The 19,983-nt window shown below is 39.5% G+C and carries 23 protein-coding genes and 1 other annotated feature; of the genes, 21 read left to right on the top strand and 2 right to left on the bottom strand.

Annotated features, from left to right (window positions below):
• The first annotated feature begins 166 nt into the window (after nt 1-166).
• The 10 genes from BM000_RS10075 to pheA all read left to right on the top strand — a co-directional run bounded on the left by BM000_RS10075 (nt 167) and on the right by pheA (nt 7,651).
• Nucleotides 167-901 carry a M23 family metallopeptidase gene (locus tag BM000_RS10075; RefSeq protein WP_091497644.1) on the top strand — a complete coding sequence of 245 codons (735 nt, stop codon included), beginning with the start codon at nt 167-169 and terminating at the stop codon, nt 899-901.
• Entirely contained in the window at nt 885-1,736 is an 852-nt protein-coding gene (locus BM000_RS10070) for a site-2 protease family protein (RefSeq protein ID WP_091497641.1), read from the top strand. Before BM000_RS10075 ends, BM000_RS10070 begins: the two co-directional genes overlap by 17 nt.
• Nucleotides 1,737-1,753: 17 nt before the next feature.
• On the top strand, nt 1,754-3,193 hold the full coding sequence (locus tag BM000_RS10065) for a ribonuclease E/G (protein ID WP_091497639.1): 1,440 nt from the start codon (nt 1,754-1,756) through the stop codon (nt 3,191-3,193).
• Between the two features lie 40 nt (nt 3,194-3,233).
• Nucleotides 3,234-3,305: a sequence feature (ribosomal protein L21 leader region), on the top strand.
• 15 nt (nt 3,306-3,320) lie between these two features.
• A complete protein-coding gene (gene rplU, locus BM000_RS10060) occupies nt 3,321-3,629 on the top strand; it encodes a 50S ribosomal protein L21 (RefSeq protein ID WP_091497636.1) in 309 nt (102 codons plus the stop codon).
• Between the two features lie 11 nt (nt 3,630-3,640).
• Complete coding sequence (locus BM000_RS10055; RefSeq protein WP_091497633.1) at nt 3,641-3,973, top strand: ribosomal-processing cysteine protease Prp; 333 nt, start codon at nt 3,641-3,643, stop codon at nt 3,971-3,973.
• Between the two features lie 14 nt (nt 3,974-3,987).
• Entirely contained in the window at nt 3,988-4,278 is a 291-nt protein-coding gene (gene rpmA, locus BM000_RS10050) for a 50S ribosomal protein L27 (RefSeq protein ID WP_091497631.1), read from the top strand.
• A gap of 200 nt (nt 4,279-4,478) precedes the next feature.
• On the top strand, nt 4,479-4,991 hold the full coding sequence (locus BM000_RS10045; protein ID WP_091497629.1) for a Spo0B domain-containing protein: 513 nt from the start codon (nt 4,479-4,481) through the stop codon (nt 4,989-4,991).
• A 12-nt stretch (nt 4,992-5,003) separates the two neighbouring features.
• Nucleotides 5,004-6,284 carry a GTPase ObgE gene (gene obgE / locus BM000_RS10040; protein ID WP_091497626.1) on the top strand — a complete coding sequence of 427 codons (1,281 nt, stop codon included), beginning with the start codon at nt 5,004-5,006 and terminating at the stop codon, nt 6,282-6,284.
• Between the two features lie 29 nt (nt 6,285-6,313).
• Nucleotides 6,314-6,763, top strand: coding sequence for an ACT domain-containing protein (locus tag BM000_RS10035; RefSeq protein ID WP_425425175.1), 450 nt, complete (start codon nt 6,314-6,316; stop codon nt 6,761-6,763).
• 21 nt (nt 6,764-6,784) lie between these two features.
• Nucleotides 6,785-7,651 carry a prephenate dehydratase gene (gene pheA / locus BM000_RS10030; RefSeq protein WP_091497620.1) on the top strand — a complete coding sequence of 289 codons (867 nt, stop codon included), beginning with the start codon at nt 6,785-6,787 and terminating at the stop codon, nt 7,649-7,651.
• Nucleotides 7,652-8,013: 362 nt separating this feature from the next.
• Here the strand turns inward: pheA and BM000_RS10025 are convergent, their stop codons facing one another.
• Nucleotides 8,014-8,550: a transcription repressor NadR gene (locus tag BM000_RS10025; RefSeq protein WP_091497618.1), complete on the bottom strand. Its 537-nt coding sequence runs from the start codon at nt 8,548-8,550 to the stop codon at nt 8,014-8,016.
• A gap of 227 nt (nt 8,551-8,777) precedes the next feature.
• Between BM000_RS10025 and safA the strand changes: the two genes are divergently transcribed.
• The 10 genes from safA to BM000_RS09975 all read left to right on the top strand — a co-directional run bounded on the left by safA (nt 8,778) and on the right by BM000_RS09975 (nt 17,966).
• Nucleotides 8,778-9,782 carry a SafA/ExsA family spore coat assembly protein gene (gene safA, locus BM000_RS10020; protein WP_091497616.1) on the top strand — a complete coding sequence of 335 codons (1,005 nt, stop codon included), beginning with the start codon at nt 8,778-8,780 and terminating at the stop codon, nt 9,780-9,782.
• A 160-nt stretch (nt 9,783-9,942) separates the two neighbouring features.
• Complete coding sequence (gene nadE, locus BM000_RS10015) at nt 9,943-10,677, top strand: NAD(+) synthase (RefSeq protein ID WP_091497613.1); 735 nt, start codon at nt 9,943-9,945, stop codon at nt 10,675-10,677.
• A 177-nt stretch (nt 10,678-10,854) separates the two neighbouring features.
• Nucleotides 10,855-11,181: a hypothetical protein gene (locus BM000_RS10010; protein ID WP_091497610.1), complete on the top strand. Its 327-nt coding sequence runs from the start codon at nt 10,855-10,857 to the stop codon at nt 11,179-11,181.
• 125 nt (nt 11,182-11,306) lie between these two features.
• Nucleotides 11,307-11,888, top strand: a complete 582-nt coding sequence (locus BM000_RS10005; protein ID WP_091497608.1) for a BofC C-terminal domain-containing protein — start codon at nt 11,307-11,309, stop codon at nt 11,886-11,888.
• 97 nt (nt 11,889-11,985) lie between these two features.
• The gene (gene ruvA, locus BM000_RS10000; protein ID WP_091497605.1) at nt 11,986-12,594 is read left to right on the top strand and encodes a Holliday junction branch migration protein RuvA; all 609 of its coding nucleotides are present in this window, start codon (nt 11,986-11,988) and stop codon (nt 12,592-12,594) included.
• A 19-nt stretch (nt 12,595-12,613) separates the two neighbouring features.
• A complete protein-coding gene (ruvB, locus tag BM000_RS09995) occupies nt 12,614-13,618 on the top strand; it encodes a Holliday junction branch migration DNA helicase RuvB (protein ID WP_091497602.1) in 1,005 nt (334 codons plus the stop codon).
• Between the two features lie 112 nt (nt 13,619-13,730).
• Nucleotides 13,731-14,759 (top strand): tRNA preQ1(34) S-adenosylmethionine ribosyltransferase-isomerase QueA, encoded by a 1,029-nt coding sequence (queA, locus tag BM000_RS09990; protein WP_091497599.1) that lies wholly within the window; start codon nt 13,731-13,733, stop codon nt 14,757-14,759.
• Nucleotides 14,760-14,789: 30 nt separating this feature from the next.
• Nucleotides 14,790-15,929 (top strand): tRNA guanosine(34) transglycosylase Tgt, encoded by a 1,140-nt coding sequence (gene tgt / locus BM000_RS09985; protein WP_091497596.1) that lies wholly within the window; start codon nt 14,790-14,792, stop codon nt 15,927-15,929.
• A gap of 18 nt (nt 15,930-15,947) precedes the next feature.
• The gene (gene yajC, locus BM000_RS09980) at nt 15,948-16,247 is read left to right on the top strand and encodes a preprotein translocase subunit YajC (RefSeq protein ID WP_091497594.1); all 300 of its coding nucleotides are present in this window, start codon (nt 15,948-15,950) and stop codon (nt 16,245-16,247) included.
• A 183-nt stretch (nt 16,248-16,430) separates the two neighbouring features.
• On the top strand, nt 16,431-17,966 hold the full coding sequence (locus tag BM000_RS09975) for a hypothetical protein (RefSeq protein WP_091497591.1): 1,536 nt from the start codon (nt 16,431-16,433) through the stop codon (nt 17,964-17,966).
• 163 nt (nt 17,967-18,129) lie between these two features.
• Here the strand turns inward: BM000_RS09975 and BM000_RS09970 are convergent, their stop codons facing one another.
• A complete protein-coding gene (locus tag BM000_RS09970) occupies nt 18,130-18,513 on the bottom strand; it encodes a TIGR04086 family membrane protein (RefSeq protein ID WP_091497588.1) in 384 nt (127 codons plus the stop codon).
• A 147-nt stretch (nt 18,514-18,660) separates the two neighbouring features.
• Between BM000_RS09970 and BM000_RS09965 the strand changes: the two genes are divergently transcribed.
• Nucleotides 18,661-19,950, top strand: a complete 1,290-nt coding sequence (locus BM000_RS09965) for an ArsB/NhaD family transporter (protein WP_091497585.1) — start codon at nt 18,661-18,663, stop codon at nt 19,948-19,950.
• Nucleotides 19,951-19,983 lie beyond the last annotated feature (33 nt).

Below are 19,983 nucleotides of genomic sequence, written 5' to 3'. Positions count from 1 at the left end.
TCACAAAAAAGAGTAGCTTAATTAACGTAACATCTATTTTCCTTTATATGCTTCTCGCTTAACACAAACCGCAATCTGCTTAGCTATCAATTTATCGCAGCCAATCATATTGGAAGCATCTTTTTCATAGACTTGTACAAATGGAATGAGAAGGTTGTGAATAACGATGGTTAAACAAATAGAACGTGTCAGAAAATCATTTGAAAAACGAAAAAGATTACGGAAAAGAAAGCTTGGTGATCAGGGCAATGAGCGTGCACCAAAACCTCTAGTTGGGCAGAGCGAGAGATTAAAGCGGCCCCATGAAACTGGTCATTCTGCACCGTTCTTTGTTAAACAACTGGTCATGGCAAGTGTATTTTTCTTTGTATCAATGATGATCTTGCAAACATCAAGTCCTGTTTTCACTAATACAAAGCATTGGCTATTTAATCAGCTACGAGAGGATTTTCCTTTTGCGACCGTTAATGCTTGGTATCAGGAACAATTCGGTGTGCCGTTTGGTCTGTTTATTGATTCAGATACGGTGCCTGTCTATAAAGAAATGGCTCTTCCTGTAAGTGGTGTCATCTCGGAGGATTTTCAAGTAAATGGACAAGGGATCGTTATTCAAGTGCAAGATGAACCAGAAGTATACACAATTGAACAAGGTACAGTCATCTTTGCTGGGAATGATCGCAAGACTGCAAAGACGGTTATTATTCAACATCCTGATCGAAGTAAATCCATTTATGGCCACCTATCGGATATTAAGGTAACCCCGTATCAATTTGTCTATGCTAATCAACTCATTGCAGAAGTATCTTCAGAAGATCAAGCAATGCTGTTTTTCTCAATGCAGAAAAACAACCAATTTATTGATCCAGCTGAGGTAGTGCCTGTTGATGAAACTGACTATTAAAGACAAAATTCATTTGCATCCATCCATTTGGATGACCATCTTGCTATCGGTGACTACAGGGATGTTTGTTGAGATGACAATAATTTTTGCTATTGTACTTTGGCACGAAAGTGGACATGCATTTGCGGCAGCGCTATTTAAATGGAAAATTAGGCGAATTACAATCTGGCTCTTTGGTGGTGTCATGGAGACCGAAGAGCATATTAATAAACCCATTTATCAACAATTGCTTGTTACGCTTGCGGGTCCAATTCAACATCTATTTATTTTTATGGTCTTACTGCTTTTATCACAACTTTCAGCTGTTCCTGATGCTTTAATTGACTTCGCTCTTATATATAATGGTCGAATTTTAGTTTTTAATCTTATCCCGATTTGGCCACTAGATGGTGGTAAACTTACTTACTTGGTACTCATGAGCTATTTACCATTTAAGAAAGCCCATGAATACACGATCATCCTTTCGATATCCATCCTGTGTGTGTTATTTTCGTTAATGCTTATTTTTCATGCTTTCTTATTAAATACATTTGTATTGGTGACTTTCCTTCTCTGGGAAAATCGCTTAGAATGGAAAAGGAGATTATATGTCTTTCAGCGTTTTCTCATTATGAGGAGAACGGCTAGTAAAAACACAGCATTAAAAAAGCTTATTCCACTTAAATTTCATAGTCAGACAAGACTATTGGATGTTTTTTCATCCTTTCGAGCGAGCTGTTACCATCCAATTATGATTGTTGATCACCACATGTTAGTTACCGAATCGGTTTGTTTTACATTGTATTTTGATCAGGGGGGGTATCGGGCTAACTTGGCTGATCTTATTAAGCAGTAAGAAGAGAGGACTAATACGTGATTAATTTAATACTACTAACAAAAGCAGCCGAGCAAATTGGTTGCGCCATTGAAGATAATCAAGTTATTGAGCTTGCTTTAGATCGGCCCAATTCTCCGCAACTGGTCGGCTCAATTTTTTTAGGTAAAGTCGTTGCTGTTGATAAGGGGCTTCAAGCCGCCTTTATTGATATTGGACAGCCTGCTTTGGCTTATATAGAGCGAAAAGAACTTGTGTTAGCTGAGAAAGAGCAGGCTCAAACAATTGAAGAGCTCCTCGTTGAGGGCGCATCATTAGTGGTGCAGGTGATTAAGGACGCATACCAGAATAAAGGAGCACGCTTGACAGCAAATGTAACCTTAGCTAATGACTGTTTAGTTTTTCTCCCGTATGGAAACAAAATTACGATCTCGCGAAAGCTTGACAAACAGAAAAACACAGATTTAAAGCAAAACCTTAAAAGCAGCCTGCTCGGTAATGAGGGATTAATTATTCGAACACAGGCCTCAGGTCGTACAGCAGCTGAGCTTATTAAGTCAATAGCGGTTTTACGTCAACAGTGGTCGATTATAAGTAAAGCTGCCTTGGAAACGAAAGCGGGCCAGTTAATTTGGCGAGACACACCTGTTATTAATCGTTTTGTTCGTCGCTTTCCATTGCATGAAATTCAGAGTATTGTTTGTGATGATAATAGGACGGTAAAAGCGGTCAGTGATCGTTACCCGCTGCTAGAGGAAAAGCTTATTTGGAATCAGCAAGCAGCTGTACAATTACCACAATCGGTTGATCAATTATTTGCACGGATGCTAGAGCCTACTGTGTTATGCCAGCATGGCGTAACGCTCGTGATTGAGCAAACGGAAGCCTTAACGGTTGTTGATGTTAACTCTTCGGGTTATAGTGGTAAGCGTAACCATCATAATACTGCCTTAGAGGTCAATAAGATTGCTGCACAGGAGTTGGCTAGACAGTTACGTTTGCGCAATTTATCTGGTATAATCATCATTGATTTTATTAAAATGAAAAGTAAAAAAGACCAGCAATATTTGATTAATTTGATTAATCAATGTCTAAAAGCAGATTCTGTTCAAACTACGGTGTTTAACTTTACCTCATTAGGTTTACTTGAGCTTACAAGGAAACGAGAGTCACCGGCTCATGCTCATGTGTTAGCAGATGCTCGTCCAGAAAAAAAAGTCCTATCAGTTGAAAGTAGGGTATATCAGCTGGAAAGAGAGCTGATTGCGAGTCGTGATGAGGCAGTCGTTGTTGAAGTCACCAAGCAATTTAAGGAGCTCTGGCGTGCATGGGTTCAATTGGCCCCGATCCGCGCCGATGTTTATTTTGTGGAAACTAGGGGTGTGGCTTGCTATTTTATCAAACGAACAGGTTCAAGTGCATTAATTCAAGCATTTCTACTAGAAAAGAAGCAACAAAACATTGACAAGATTTATTAAACCATGGTATGATCTTATCGTTATGCAAGTTTAGTAGCACCCGTTGCTACAACCGCGCAGATCAGGTTCTTAAGTGTTGTACACACCTGTAATGGCGAGTCTGAGTTTATTAAGGAGGTGCAGTAGGATGTACGCAATTATTGAAACTGGTGGTAAGCAAATCAAGGTAGAAGAAGGCCAAACGATTTATGTTGAGAAATTAGCTGCTGAAGCAGGTGATTCTGTAACGTTTGACAAGGTTCTATTTGTTAGTGGTGACGATGTCAAAGTCGGTGCCCCATTTGTAGATGGTGCTTCTGTTTCGGCTAAAGTTGAAAAACAAGGCCGTCAAAAGAAAATTACTGTTTACAAATTTAAACCAAAGAAAAACTATCATCGTAAGCAAGGTCACCGTCAGCCATACACTAAAGTAACAATTGAAAAAATTAATGCTTAAGGTTGAGTTGGATGATCCAAGTAACGATTTATCGTGAACAAAGCAATAAAATTACAGCCTTTGAATTAAGTGGACATGCAGAAAGTGGTCCTCATGGTCATGATCTTGTTTGCGCTGCTGTTTCAGCAGTTGCCTTTGGCATGACAAATGCTGTAATTAAGCATACTGAGATTGAACCTATCATTGACCAGGGTGGTGCAGGTGGTTATTTGAAGGTCGAGATGCCAACAAATTTGACAGATGTTCAGATTGATCAATCGGCACTGTTACTTGAAGGTATGCTCACCTCATTAGAGACTATCGAGCGCGATTATGGACAATATATATCCATCTCTGAAAAATAAGGAGGTGCAAACCGATGTTACGTTTAGACTTACAATTTTTCGCATCTAAAAAAGGTGTAGGTAGTTCAAAGAACGGTCGTGATTCAGAATCGAAACGCCTTGGTGCCAAGCGTGCTGATGGGCAGGCGGTTACTGGAGGATCAATTCTTTATCGTCAACGTGGAACGAAAATCTATCCAGGTGTTAACGTAGGCCGTGGTGGAGACGATACATTGTATGCGAAAGTAGACGGTGTGGTACGTTTCGAGCGTGTTGGTCGTGACCGCAAGCGTGTAAGTGTGTACCCTGTTGCACAAGAAGCATAATTGAAAACAAAGGCGTGTCTTGAAAGAGTTTTCTTTTAAGACACGTTTTTTTGTTCATTTAAGAAAATTAGCCATTTCATTTGCTATTGCAAATAAAATGCAATGATGCGGTTAGTGTGTTTTTTAGAACTAAAAAAAATTTTTACCTCCGTTCAGGAATTTGCTATACTTTTCTTACAATAGTAAAGGGCGGTGTTTCAATGAATCACGAGGAAGTCGTTAAGTTAGTTCGTCATTATCGTCATGATTGGTCAAATCACTTACAGCTTATTATGGGCTATGCGCAAATGGGTAACTTAGCGCGCGTACAGGAAAATGTGGCTGAGTTTGCTGATTTGCTTGTTCAGGAACAAGCTTTACAAAGTATGCCCATTCCTCAAACCATTGTGACGTTAATGCAGTTACAGCATCAGCAAGATGCCATTCAATTAAGAACAGAGGTAGACTGCATTGGACACCCTAAAGTAACTGATGAGCGATTATCTGCTATGATTACAGCTATTTATACGGTGCTTTTACAGCAAGCTGTGACTTTAACCACTTATCATGTTACAATGAAATTTCATCAAGAGACTGATAAGTCCTTTCAACTACTTGTTGATGTAAATCCCCCTATTGAACAACTTGAAGAATCAGTGAAAAAAATAGATAGACAGATCAGCATAAAAAAGAGTGTAAACAAGCATTTAGAGCTATGTTGGACTGCAGAATAATGAGGTGACAGCATGTTTGTCGATCGAGTCAAAGTTTATATTAAAGCTGGAGATGGTGGTAATGGTTTAGCTTCATTCCGGCGAGAGAAATACGTTCCATTCGGTGGACCATCAGGTGGTGATGGTGGCGCTGGCGCCGATGTTGTCTTTGAAGTAGATGAAGGCTTAAACACATTAATGGATTTTCGCTATCAACGGCATTTTAAAGCAAAGCGTGGAGAAAACGGTATGAGTAAAGGACAGCATGGCAAAAACTCAGAGCCGATGATATTAGCAGTTCCACCAGGCACTACGGTAAAGGATGAGGACACCGGTGAGGCGTTAGCAGACTTAACTGAGCATGGTCAGCAGGCAGTTATTGCTAAAGGTGGCCGTGGTGGCCGTGGCAATATTCGTTTTGCTTCTGCTAGAAATCCAGCTCCAGAGATTGCTGAGAATGGTGAGCCTGGTGTTGATCGTAATATTATTATTGAACTCAAGCTCTTAGCCGATGTTGGCTTGGTAGGGTTTCCAAGCGTCGGGAAGTCTACGCTTTTGTCGGTAGTAAGTGCAGCTAGACCTAAGATCGCTGATTATCACTTTACGACGTTGGCGCCCAATTTAGGCGTTGTTGAAACTGAGGATAACCGTAGCTTTGTCATGGCAGATTTACCGGGTCTCATTGAAGGTGCCCATCAGGGGATCGGTCTTGGTCACCAGTTTCTACGTCATATTGAGCGTACGCGAGTTATTGTCCATATTATCGACATGGCAGCGACTGAAGGACGTGATCCTTACGAAGATTTTAACACCATTAATGAAGAGCTTGCAGCTTATGATCCATCATTGATGAAACGGCCACAAATTATTGTGGCAAATAAGATGGACATGCCAGAAGCTAACGATCAATTAGCTTTATTTAAAGAGCAACTTACAGATGCATATCCGATTTTTCCAATTTCAACGATTACAAGAACAGGCTTGCGTGATTTGCTCTTTGCAATAGCGGATCAATTGGCTGAAATACCAAAGCGTGATATACCGTTGGAAGAAGCGCCAAAGCGAATGGTTTATAAGCACCAAGCAGAAGAGGTGCCCTTCCAAATTACCCGTGACCCAGATGGTGCTTTTGTTTTATATGGTGAGCAAATTGAAAAGCTATTTAAAATGACTGATTTAACAAGAGAAGAATCTGTGCAACGGTTCTCGAGACAAATGCGAGGAATGGGCATTGATCAGGCATTACGTGACCGAGGTGCTCGAGATGGTGACACAGTGCGCTTGCTAAAATATGAATTTGAGTTTATTGAATAGTTATTTTTCTGAAAAGGAGGATGGTAAGCGTGGTAAAGGCTGAAGAAACCTTTTATTTAGTACGAGGAGATTTTTTGCCGGAAGCAATGCGAAAGACACTTGAGGTTAAAGCGCAATTGGAGCGCGGTAAAGCTAGCTCTGTTTTTGAAGCCGTTAAAGAGGTAGGTCTGTCAAGAAGTGCTTTTTATAAATATCGTGATGCTGTCTTTCCTTTTCAAGCTATTCAACAAACACGCATTATTACATTGTTCTTCCATCTTGAGGATCGTTCCGGAACGCTGTCAAAGCTTCTTGATACAGTCGCTCAAGCTGGTGGCAATATTCTAACGATCCATCAGACGATCCCAGTCAATGGCAAAGCTAATGTAACCTTGTCGCTAGATGTAGAGCGGCTAAACATTGAATTAGATGGACTAATAAATAAGTTGAAGAAGCAAGAATTTATTGAACGGGTTGATATTTTAAGCTCAGGTGCTTAGTTTAGAAATGAGGAGATAGAGATGTCATTTGCAGTTGGATACTTAGGACCTAAAGGCACATTTACCAAAAAGGCCGTAGATACGCTCTTTCCTAATAATCAGGCGATGAGCTATCAAACAATACCGGCCTGTATTGATGCCGTCAAATTCGGTCATGTGAAATATTCAGTTGTTCCATTAGAAAATACGTTAGAGGGTACAGTTAATTTAACGATTGATTATTTAATTAAAGAAAAGACACTTAAAATTGTTAGCGAAGTAGTTGTTCCTGTCCGCCAGCATTTTATGGTTCATCCAAAGTGGAAAGCTGATTGGCAATCGGTTCAAACGATTTATTCCCATCCGCACGCATTAGCACAGTGCCATCATTTTCTCAGTCAAACAATGCGTCAAGCTACGCTTGAGCCTTACGCGTCAACTGGGGCAGCAGCGCAATATGTACGTGACCATCCCGAGCTTTCGATAGGTGCAATTGCGAATGACCTTGCCGCTAAAGAATATCAATTAGACATCGTTAAGGCTGATATTCATGATCTTGATAATAATCAAACGCGTTTTGTTGTTTTACATAAAAATGATACTGCTTTAAGGGTGAATCAGTTGCCTCTAAAGGGCTTTAAGACGATGATCATGGTGGTCTTACCAACAGATCATGCAGGTGCGCTTCATCAAGTCTTATCTGCATTTGCTTGGCGCCGGATTAACTTAACGAAGATAGAATCACGACCAATGAAAATCGGTCTTGGCCATTATTACTTCTTAATTGACCTTGATCAAAAGATGGATGACATTCTTATTCCGAATACCATTGCCGAAATTGAGGCAATTGGCTGTAATGTTGAGGTTCTTGGGAGTTATCCGTATTATTTAAGTGCTGATAAAAGCTAATAGAACAGCGAGCTAAGTAGATACTACTTTCCTCGCTGGTTTTTTTTACTAGATCAAAAGCAAGCAAATAATTTGCTACCATCGCCCAGCGAAGTGCCATCTTCACGAAGCGCCCTACGATAAGTCATCATCGGCTCGTTCCTTACCGTGATTCCTTTATCTCAGTTGTTTCGTTCCAGTTGCTACGTTGCTACCGGGCGCTATCGCCTTTGTTTCGTCTGGCTCCATCGCCCAGCAACTAGGCATCTTCACGAAGCGCCCTACGATAAGTCATCATCGGCTCGTTCCTTACCGTGATTCCTTTATCTCAGTTGTTTCGTTCCAGTTGCTACGTTGCTATCGGGCGCTATCGCCTTTGTTTCTCACTCTACAATGTAGCCGTTTCTTTTTAGGGCTTCGAAAGCTGCGTCTAGCTTTGCGGTGCTCTCTGCTTCTAAGGTGTGTAAATGAACCCCGTCAGTTAGCTCGGATAAATATGGTGCGTGTGTGGTTTCAATCCTATTAACAAATTGTGCGACATCGTGGCGATCACTGACCATGATTAAAGCTTCTAAATCACCATAAACAGGGTGTTCGACAATAACGTTGTGGACCGTTACTCCTTGATCGACAATGCATTCAAGTTCATGTCGCGTTTGTTCTGGTGTGTGCTTACATGCAACGATACGCTGTCGCTTTTTTTCTTGAGGGGTATCTTTAATTAAAAGATACCCCTGACTTGTTGCCATAATCGGCTCATTCTTAGCCTTAAGGAGAGAAATATCTTGTACGATGACTTGACGACTAACACCAGCTCGGTCGGCTAACACACCACCTGTTAACGGGCTGCCGCTATTTGTTAACCACGACAGAATAGCAGCCCGACGCTCTTCCCCAATTAGTTTATTTTGTTCACTCATTAACTATTCACTCCAGTCATTCGTTACACCTACTAATGGTATTTTCGCATATAATTAACCATTAAACTAGTTGTTTACCGATAGTTTGTTACCTTGCACTTATAAAAATAACACTTGCAAAATTAATTTTTCTAAAAAAGAATCAACTTTTACGGGCGTTTGCATATGTTGATAGGGAATAAGCCTGTTACTTGCCTAGTAAAAAGTACGGAGAGAGGAGAACTGACGTGAAGATTCATATTGTTCAGCAAGGCGATACATTATGGAACATTGCCAAAAAATACAATGTTGATTTTCAAGCGCTAAAGGCAGCCAATACTCAATTAGCAAATCCTGATATGCTCATGCCAGGAATGAAAATAAAGGTGCCAACAGAGAGCAAACAAGTGAGTCAGCAAGGAAGTCAAGCGCCAACTGCACAAAAAGGTGCGGTCAAGGAGCCCTTCAAACACGTTCCACAAAAAGCTCATCCTGTCGTGAAGGAGGATGATCATAAGCCGAAGAAAGAGGTTGTTAAGAAAGCACCACAAAAACAAGTAACTTTACCTAAATTACCACCAGTTTCAATTCAAATGCCTAAACTGCCTAACATATATTCTAATCATTACAATATTGATGTTGATATTGAGGACAATGATACGATTATTAAGAATAAAACGTATCATCACCATCCTAAGCCCACTGAGAAGAAAGAAGAGGTTAAGGCAGAAGTAAAAAAACCTGTTCAAAAACCGGCACCAATGCCACAGCCCGTTGATATGATTCCGTGTCCATGCTATGTTTGGATGCCATGTGCACCACAACAATGGAATCCAATGCCATATGCTCAGCACGAGACATGTGAGGAGAATTATAACACTAACGAGTATGAACAATATCAGGACGCTAATCAATTTTATAATAGTTGGCCACAAGCGCATTATCAATATCCAACTCAAACCTTTGACGAACAACAGCAGTGGGGAGATGTTGACCTCGAAGATGAAGAGGTAAATGAGCAAGATTTACAAAATGGTTATCCTTACCCGGTTAATTATAATGGTTATCAACATTATCAGAATCAGCCTTATCTCCAACAAGATATGCAACAAGCACAAATGAATATGTACGGTCAACCGCTCTATCCAACAATGCAACGCTATTCAGGCTATGCTGATCCTTACTATCAATATCAATATCCAATGACCCCGTGGATGGCAGCAGACCCAAGCTATAACGACGAACAAGAATAATTAGTTAGTAGAGAATTGATCCGCTCGTTCATCGGATTGATTCTCTATTTTTGTTACGTCTAGCTCCTCTTACTAAGGAATTGCATAAACTTTTTTTTTGCGACATAATAAGAGGGGATGAAAAAGAAAAGATCATTTAATTTGGAAGGGGCTACAGAACATGCAAAATAAGGTAGATGATTTAGTGAAATGGTTAAAAGATCAAGTGAGCGAAGCGAATGTTAACGGACTTGTTGTTGGGATTAGTGGGGGAATAGATTCAGCGGTCGTTGCCAATTTGATCAAGCGCGCACTGCCGAATCATTCAATTGGTGTGATGATGCCATGTAAAAGTAACCCAGATGATTTGAAATATGCCAATCAGGTAGCAACAGCTGCTAACATTGACCATATTACCATTGACTTAACAGAGACACATGAGAAGCTATTTACGACAGTTACTAATGTACTTGATCAGCATGACGTTCATAACGTAGAAAAGGACAAGCTTGCTGACGCCAATTTACGTGCTAGGTTACGTATGAGCACGTTATACACAGTAGCAACTAACCACAATTATTTAGTTGTTGGTACGGATAATGCTGCTGAATGGTACACAGGTTATTTCACTAAATTTGGTGATGGTGGAATTGATCTCGCACCTATTATTAACCTGACAAAAGGTGAGGTTAGAGAGATGGCGAAATTTCTTAATGTACCGGATGCCGTCATTACCAAACAACCAAGTGCTGGTTTATGGGAAGGACAGACTGATGAAACTGAGATGGGAACAACCTATGCGATGATTGACAGTTTCTTGCGAGGCGAGACCATTCCTGAACAAGATCGCCAAATTATTGAAGCCATGCATCAGCGCTCAGCCCATAAGCGTGAAGGGATTAAAGTTCCTAATTAGGTCCTAACTTGCTAAAAAAGTTTAATTAAATAGAGCGTGTAAATTTCCTTGCCAAACACCTAGTCCACATCATTAGTTGCAGCTTGTAGAGTGATGGTCAAAATCACTAGAGGTTTATCATAATGCTAAAAATTACTGAATAAACTAATAGAAAAGCTTGTGGGGTAGGTGTTGGTGATGAGCGACGAGAATAAGGACGATCAATCAGGTCACGTTGTGGGCCAAGAACAGATTGCTCGCTATTTAGAATTATTTAATTACAATGATCACTATGAGTATTATGTAACATACCAAAAGAAATTACAGACAAGTTTAAAAGAATTTCAATTTAACAATGTAAAAAACATGCTTGATCACTGTTTTGTGTTAGCGATGCATGATGAGAATATCTATGATGCCATTTGTTATTATAATGGTGCCTCAATTGAGCTGAACTTAGTAGAAATCCGTTCGATCCGAGTGGTTAACCCTGATGAATATGCTTTTGTTGTTTATACAGATTGAATGACTAAGCTACCGATTATCTCATATAATTGAGTAATTTGTAGCTTTTTTGTTGAATTTTCAAATGAATATGAGTAAAAAAGCAAGAAACTGACCATGCTAATAGCTATAAAGGAGTTGACTAGATGAAAAACTTACGCTATTTTTATGCGATTAATTTATGCTTGCTGTTCTTTATACTAATCTATTCGTATGTTAATCAATCAGGTCGCAGTATCGAGGACGAGGACAGCTTAACCGTTGCTCAGCTAGAACAACAGGCTAAGTATCCAGAGGATCTAGCTAGAATTGAAGTTACAATTCAACAGGAATATTTAGATGGAAGAATAGAATCTGAAACCATAATTGATACCATTACCGCAATGGACGATTTTTGGGCAGATTATCAAGATTATCAGCTTATTGACCAAAAAGTTGGTCAAATGGTATTTCGCGAGCAGATCGAGGATATTTCTCCCTATATTAAAGAAGTAGGCTATTTTGGTTTAGTAGGCGATCACCTTGCTATATTTGAAGGTGAACCGGAAAACAACCAAGCAATAGAAATTCTTTATCCAATTAATAAAGGGTTAATTACAACAGATCAACTTGGTAGCTTAAAAGGTGGGATAAAAATTTCTAGTCAAGCAGTTTATCAAGAAACAATTGCTGTTTTTGGCAGTCGTGGTCAAAGTGAAAGTGTCCAAGCAGAGTCTGATCTAGAATAGACTCTGCTTTTTATTTGATTACTATAGGCGAACATACGATTGTATGGTAAAATAGCTTCTAAACAGGTATAGTGATATGTTAGGGAGCGAAGCAAAAATGATAAATTATTTAAATGGCAGACTCGTAGAACTTACAGAAATGTCTGCAATTATCGATATAGCAGGAGTTGGTTATGAGGTTATTTGTGCAAACCCATTCCATTTTCAAAATCAATTAGATGAAAAAGTAAAAATACATACCTTTCATTATGTACGCGAGGATGCACAAGTTTTGTATGGTTTTCGTAATCAAGATGAAAAACAACTGTTTGCACAAATATTAAATGTCTCAGGCATTGGGCCGAAAGGGGCGCTCTCAATTGTTGGTAATGCTTCTGTCGCGCAATTTAGCGTTGCAATTGAGGAAGAGGATGAGAGGTTCTTAACTCAGTTTCCTGGTGTTGGGAAAAAGACAGCACGGCAGATGATTCTCGATTTAAAAGGAAAGCTAGCAGTTGTGGTCACACAAACGGGGCATAGTGATCATGGTGGGGAAGCAGTTATCAAGCAGATAGATGACCAGTCATATACGGAAGCAATAGAAGCATTAAAGGCTTTAGGCTATAAAGAAAAAGAATTAACAGCAATAGGACCGATGTTAAGACAGGAGCAAGGCATGACGACGGATGGTCTGATCCGCAAAGGTTTAGCGCTACTGATGCAATAACAGGGAGAAGTGATAAACAATGGAAGACCGGATGATTTCGGGAGAACAATTTGAAGATGAGCATGTCATTGAATTAAGCTTAAGACCAACCTCATTAGCGCAATATATTGGTCAAACAACAGCAAAAGAGAACTTAGCAATCTTTATTCAAGCAGCAAAGCTAAGGAATGAGCCGCTTGATCATGTGCTATTGTACGGCCCACCGGGACTTGGAAAAACGACAATGGCTTCAATCATTGCCAATGAAATGGATGTACAGTTTCGAACAACGTCTGGTCCAGCGATAGAAAAGGCTGGCGATCTTGCCGCCATTCTATCATCACTTGAAGCAGGCGATGTTCTTTTTATTGATGAGATTCATCGGTTGCCCAGAGCAGTTGAAGAGATTCTCTACCCAGCAATGGAGGATTTTTGCTTAGATATTGTAATTGGTACGGGTTCAACAGCCCGGTCTGTCCGTTTAGATTTACCACCATTTACATTAGTAGGTGCCACAACTCGTGCTGGTTTGTTAACAGCACCACTGCGAGATCGCTTCGGAGTTTTAAGTCGGTTAGAGTACTATCAAGCAAATGATTTACAAGAAATTGTAGAAAGAACTGCTTCAATCTTTAATGTTAAGATAGATTCAGCAGCTGCAACTGAAATTGCGATGCGATCACGTGGTACCCCGAGAATTGCCAATCGTTTGTTAAAAAGAGTACGGGATATTTCACAGGTTAAGGGTGAAACAAAAATTAGTATTGAAACAACAGATCAGGCTTTACAAATGCTGCAAGTCGATAAAACGGGCTTGGATCATATTGATCATAAGCTACTTCTAAGTATTCTAGATGCTTTTCAGGGTGGGCCGGTCGGACTTGACACCTTGGCGGCAACAATTGGCGAGGAATCGCAAACAATTGAGGATGTTTATGAGCCTTTTCTGTTACAGCAAGGATTTATTCAGCGGACACCGCGTGGTAGAATAGCCACGCCTAAAACCTATCAGCATTTTAATCGACCATTAAAGCAATCCGACTAAATGCTAGACAAGCGCCACAAAGTAAAGTAAGCTAAGCAAGGTAATTTTTATAATAACGGATAATCATGTAACTCATATAAGTAAAATTAAGGATGACGGATTGGAGTACCGTATGCGAGTAGAGGATTTTGATTTTCATTTACCAGAACAATTAATTGCACAAACACCATTGAAAGATAGAACATCATCGAAGCTTTTAGTCATGAAGAAAGATAGTCAGCAAATTGAACATCAGCAGTTTGGCAATATTATTGACTATTTGCAACCTGGAGATTGTTTAGTGTTAAATAACACCAAAGTATTACCGGCACGATTGTATGGAAGCAAAAGCGATACTGGTGCTAAGATTGAATTACTATTGTTACATCAACGAGATACTGATCAATGGGAAGTATTGGTTAAACCTGCTAAGAAGATTAGTATTGGAACAGAAATAGTCTTTGGTAATGGTCAGCTTAGGGCGGTTTGTACCGAGCTGCAAGACCATGGTGGGCGAGTTGTTAAGTTTACATATCAAGGGATTTTTCTTGAGGTTTTAAATGAACTTGGTGAAATGCCGTTGCCACCCTATATTAAAGAGCAATTAGCTGATCGTGATCGTTACCAAACTGTTTATGCAAAGGAAGAGGGATCTGCGGCAGCACCAACTGCGGGTCTGCATTTTACTGAAGCATTATTAGCACAGATTGAAGCAAAGGGTGTTAAGATTGCTTATGTAACTCTTCATGTTGGATTGGGCACCTTTCGACCAGTTAGTGTAGAAGCGATTGAAGAGCATGCCATGCATGCTGAATTCTACCATTTAACAGAAGAAGAGGCTAAAAAAATTACGACAGCCAAACAAAGTGGTGGACGAATTATTGCGGTTGGGACAACTTCGACGAGAACGCTTGAGACAATTGCGACTGAGCATGATGGGGCGCTTGTTGCTGCCAGTGGTTGGACCAGTATTTTTATCTATCCACCCTATCACTATCAGGCAATTGACGGCTTAATAACAAACTTTCATTTGCCAAAGTCGACGTTAGTGATGCTGGTTAGTGCGCTAGCTGGACGTGACTTTATTATGAAGGGTTACCAAGAAGCCGTTACCAATCACTATCGTTTCTTTAGCTTTGGTGATGCAATGCTAATTATATAACGAATATTTTTTATTAAAAGGAAGGTTTGTATGAGTGCAGTAACCTATGAATTAATTAAAACATGTAAACAAACGGGCGCGCGACTTGGACGCGTTCATACCCCGCATGGCACGTTTGAAACACCAGTATTTATGCCAGTGGGGACGCTTGCTACTGTTAAGACAATGAGTCCTGAGGAGTTAAAAGAACTTGGGGCCGGTATTATCTTATCAAACACCTACCACCTTTGGCTAAGACCAGGCGAGGATATTGTTAGGGAAGCTGGTGGCTTACACAAGTTCATGAACTGGGATGGTTCAATTTTGACGGATTCCGGTGGCTTTCAAGTTTTTAGTTTAAGTGATTTAAGGGAAATTGAGGAGCAAGGTGTTCATTTTAGAAACCACATTAGTGGTGAGAAGCTGTTTCTTTCTCCTGAAAAAGCAATGCAGATTCAAAATGCATTAGGCTCAGATATTATGATGGCATTTGATGAATGTCCACCATACCCGGCTGAATATAAGTATATGAAGGATTCTGTTGAGCGGACAAGCCGCTGGGCTGAACGGTGCTTAACAGCGCATGAACGTCCAGATGATCAGGGGCTCTTTGGAATTGTTCAAGGTGGAGAGTACGAGGATTTACGTAAGCAGAGTGCTAGGGATTTAACCGCGCTTGATTTTCCGGGTTATGCGATAGGAGGATTGTCAGTTGGTGAGCCAAAGGATGTTATGAACCGTGTCCTTGAATTTACGACACCATATTTACCTACTGAAAAGCCACGTTATTTAATGGGGGTTGGGTCGCCAGATTCATTAATTGATGGAGCAATTCGAGGGATTGATATGTTTGATTGTGTCTTGCCAACAAGAATTGCCCGTAATGGGACATGTATGACTTCAAATGGACGATTAGTTGTGCGCAATGCTAAATTTGCTCGTGATTTCTCACCACTTGATCCGAATTGTGATTGTCACACGTGTAGAAACTATTCTCGCGCATATATTCGTCACTTAATTAAAGCAGATGAAACATTTGGGTTAAGACTTACCACTTACCATAACCTTTATTTTCTGGTAAAATTGATGGAGCAAGTACGAGAAGCGATTCGCGCAGATCGACTTGGTGACTTCAGAGATCAATTCTTTGAACAATATGGGTTTAATAAACCGAATGCAAAAAATTTCTAACAGAAAGGGGATTATGAAATGGAAGGTGCTTTAGGAGGATTATTAAGTTTTTCACCAATTCTTTTAATGGGTCTTGTGTTTTACTTGTTTCTTATTCGTCCACAGCAAAAAAGACAAAAAGAAGTTAGTCAAATGCAATCTGATCTAAAGAAAGGCGATCAAATTGTAACAATTGGTGGCCTATATGGTACGGTTGATGCTATTGATGAAGATAAGATTGTCATCACAGTGGACAAGGGTCATAAGCTAACATTTGACCGTAATGCTATTAAACGAGTTGTTGCCCAGTCGGATACTACACCAGCAGAACAAATATAATGAATGATGTTGAACCTCTAGGCTGTTATTTAGCTTAGAGGTTTTCTCTTAATATTTGGGCCTAGCGTTGCTTGGCCTTATTATGAACATATTGTGACAGTATTCAAGATAGCGTTTACTATGAAGTGAAAACAAAGTAATATGAATAAGTGTGCATAAATTCTTTTGAAAAGGAGCAAGTTAATGGAACAACTTATTCAACAAATTGATAGTTTGCAATTATTAAATCATTTTTTATTGTCGCTCTTCTTGCTTGTCCCAATGATTTTAATTGCCAGGACAGTCGTTGCTGGCACTCGATATTCCCCGATCTTAATCATTGTCATCTTCGGTTTAGCTATGGGCTTCGCATTAGTTTATAGTGGAATTGCTGAACCGGGTCTTCAACAATTCCCAGTAATTGAATTACTTTCAAAAACAACTAACATTGCCTTAATTGTTACCTTTTTTGTAGGAGGGCAAGAAATTCGTAAATTATTTGGTAATAAAGCAAATGATACCGAGGAGTGGCTTATTCATAATGAAGAAGAGGCTGTTCTTGGTACGACTAGAACACAGCTTGTTCTAATCGTCAGATCATTCTTTTTGTTTATTGGTATTGAAGCAACTGCGCGTTTACTACTAGGATTAAACACTGGTTCATTAGCAAACTACTATCCAATTATGGCATACCTAGGTTTAGTAGGATCAATTATTTTAATTGATAGTAAAGCAACGATTATTAACAAGCCATTATACATACGAAAAGGTGCGCTTGAAATTATTACAATTATTGGCGTTATCATAATTTCATTCTATTTATCTCAATTGATAAATAGTCTGCTGGCATTACCTGCTATTTTCTTCTCGATGGTTATTACAACTGCATTGGGAGCAATTTGTTACAAATATATACTAGGACCGACTATTAAGGCGCTCCTCTTTGCAGGTATTCCAGTGGTTTTAGCGGCGAATTTCATTGTAGGCGGATCTAGAATTATTGAGGTTTTTGAAATTGAAGGGACAGGTGCTGTGTTAGGCTATGGTTTTTTCGGCCAAATTTTTTGGATGTTCGGTGGAATGGCACTTTTAATTTATTTTGGCAAGACTGTGAGTGTCCGTAATCTTGCACCAGGCTTAGCAGGCGCTCTTTCTCACACGGGTCTTACAGGCGCTTGTACTGCCGGTGATCTCGGGGAGAAGGCTACTAATCGAGCTCCAATGCTTGTTAACATCCCGTTTGCTATGCACATTTTTGTATTTGCAATCTTAGCAATCAGTTCTAATCAGGGGGCTTTACTAATTATCCCCTCAATAATAATGCTTGTTATCGGGATTCTATTGACAATAATGGGCTTATTGCATATTAGAAAAGCTGATAATGATAAGGAAGAGCTAAAAGCATTACTTAAATTCGGGTTCGGGTGGCAAGTTATTGCAATATTTGGTGGGCTGTTACTGCTCAGCTTCGGTTCAATGTCAATGGATTTTAGTGCAATGGCTAAAGCTTCTTCAATCTCCCACTTTGGCTTATTTGCAGCTATTCAAGAGGGCATGTTTGGAGCAGAGACGGCGGGCTTAATCACGTTTACCTTCTCTATGACCTTCTTGGTTCATCCATTTGTCTTTTTTATGTTTGGCAAGGCAATGGATAATAATGAGCAAATGCCAAAGCTCCCTGTTTTAATTCTTGCACTTATTGGTTTAGTTGGAATTATTGGCTCCACATTTTTGCTATAACAGCTTGTGTAATATTTGAAAAAAATAATGGCAGTTGAAATATCCATACTTATTTAACCGTGCAGGCTATGGTAAATGCCAAAGCACAAAAGTTAATAAGTTTCGGATATTTCAACTGCTTTTTTAGATAGCGAAATGACACCTATACATACAAACAGTAAGTTTAGGCAGGCCGCTGCCGATTACCGGTTAAATTAACACCTAGAATTGCGCCAATAATACAGGCTGCTAAAAAGCCGGTATGAAAAATGATTTGCTTTACACTAAATAGTTCACCGTAGCCTAAATATTGAAACAAAAAGACGAATAAGCTAAAGCCAAGACTTAGTAGAATGCCGACTAACCAGCCCTTACTCTTTGCTTTTAAACCAGCTATAAAAGCTGCAATAAACAGGATGACAAAGGCTAGTACAGTAGCAAGTTGGTCTAATAACGGGTTTGTTATAGATGTAAACTGAAGTACAAGTGCCATGGTCAAGCTTGTTATGATTAATAAAAATATTAATGTGACCCAGCCATACAGCAGGGCAGAAGAATGTTGTTTCAAAGTGGAACCTCCCTTCTACTCGTCCATTTTTTATAAAGATATGAGCCTAGTTGATTAAATAGACATCTATTCTCATTCGAATAAAGTTATCATCATATAATGAATCAATCATATGATTTATGGACGGGCTCAAAAGGAGGATGACGGATGGCGGTTATGCTTGCAATTAGCATTTTTTTAGTTTGTTATTTTTTTATTATTATTGGAAAAGTGAATCAAGCCTTAGTCGCCATGACGGGAGCTATTCTGTTAATGATTACTCATGTTTATAGCTGGGAGGAAGCCTTCAGATGGGCAATAGATTGGGATACGATAGCTTTGCTGTTTGCCATGATGGTTATCGTAGCAATAACAGAGAAAACAGGGCTTTTTCAATATATTGCAATCTCGCTTGTTCAGCTTGTGAAAGGTCAGCCGATTCTATTGTTATTAGGGTCATCCCTGCTAATGGCAGTAGGTGCTGCTTTACTTGATAATGTCACAGCTGTCTTGTTATTCGTTCCAATTATTTTATCTATCACAAAGCGCCTAGAATTGCCAGCTTTTCCGTATTTATTAATTGTTATTTTCAGTGCTAATATTGGTGGGACAGCAACGATTATTGGTGATCCGCCCAATATTATGATTGGGCAAGCAGTCGAGCATTTTGATTTTTTAGATTTCATACTTCATTTGGGTCCAGTTGTATTAATTATGCTTGTCATTGCAAATATTTTTATGGTTCTTTTATTTCGAAAGCAGCTTACTGTTAAGCCCTATTTAGTTAATCAGTTGTTAAGCCAAAATGCAGCTGACTACATTGTTAATAAGTCGATGATGCATAAATGTACAATTATTCTATCCATTACAATGATTGGCTTTCTATCACACGCGTTTATTCAGCTTGATCTTACGACAGTTTCGGTTTCCGCAGCAGTGCTACTATTGTTATTAACAGAGAAGGACCTTGCTGTAACAAAAGTTTTTGCCGAGGTTGAATGGGATACGCTGTTTTTTTTCATTGCTTTATATACTTTAGTAGGTGCACTAAAAGAGGTTGGTGTGTTAGAATTCGTATCTCAATATTTAATTTCATTAACAAGAGGTGATTTAGTTCTGACGGCAATAAGTGTACTTTGGGTCTCTGGGTTGTTGTCGCAGTTCATTAATAATGCGCCATTTGTTGCTGCGATGGTACCAGTTATTCAAGAATTTCAAACATATGGAATGGACTATTTAGATCCGATCTGGTGGGCGCTTGCGTTAGGTGCTTGTCTTGGTGGTAATGGCTCGCTAATTGGGACAACAGCTAACGTTGTCGTAGCAGGGTTAGCCGAGGCTGATAATGAAAAAATATCATTTACTGGCTACATGAAATTTGGTGTGCCCCTAGTCTTGCTTTCCTTATTCGTCTCCACTGTTTATATACTGCTCAGGTATTTGCTTCCTATCCTCTAAGCTTACATAAACCATAAGTAATTGGGAATGGTA

The sequence above is a fragment of the Amphibacillus marinus genome, assembly GCF_900110345.1.
Classification (GTDB): domain Bacteria; phylum Bacillota; class Bacilli; order Bacillales; family Amphibacillaceae; genus Amphibacillus_D; species Amphibacillus_D marinus.
The sequence above is the reverse complement of the archived record's forward strand: the minus strand, read 5'-3'. Positions and strand labels throughout refer to the sequence as shown.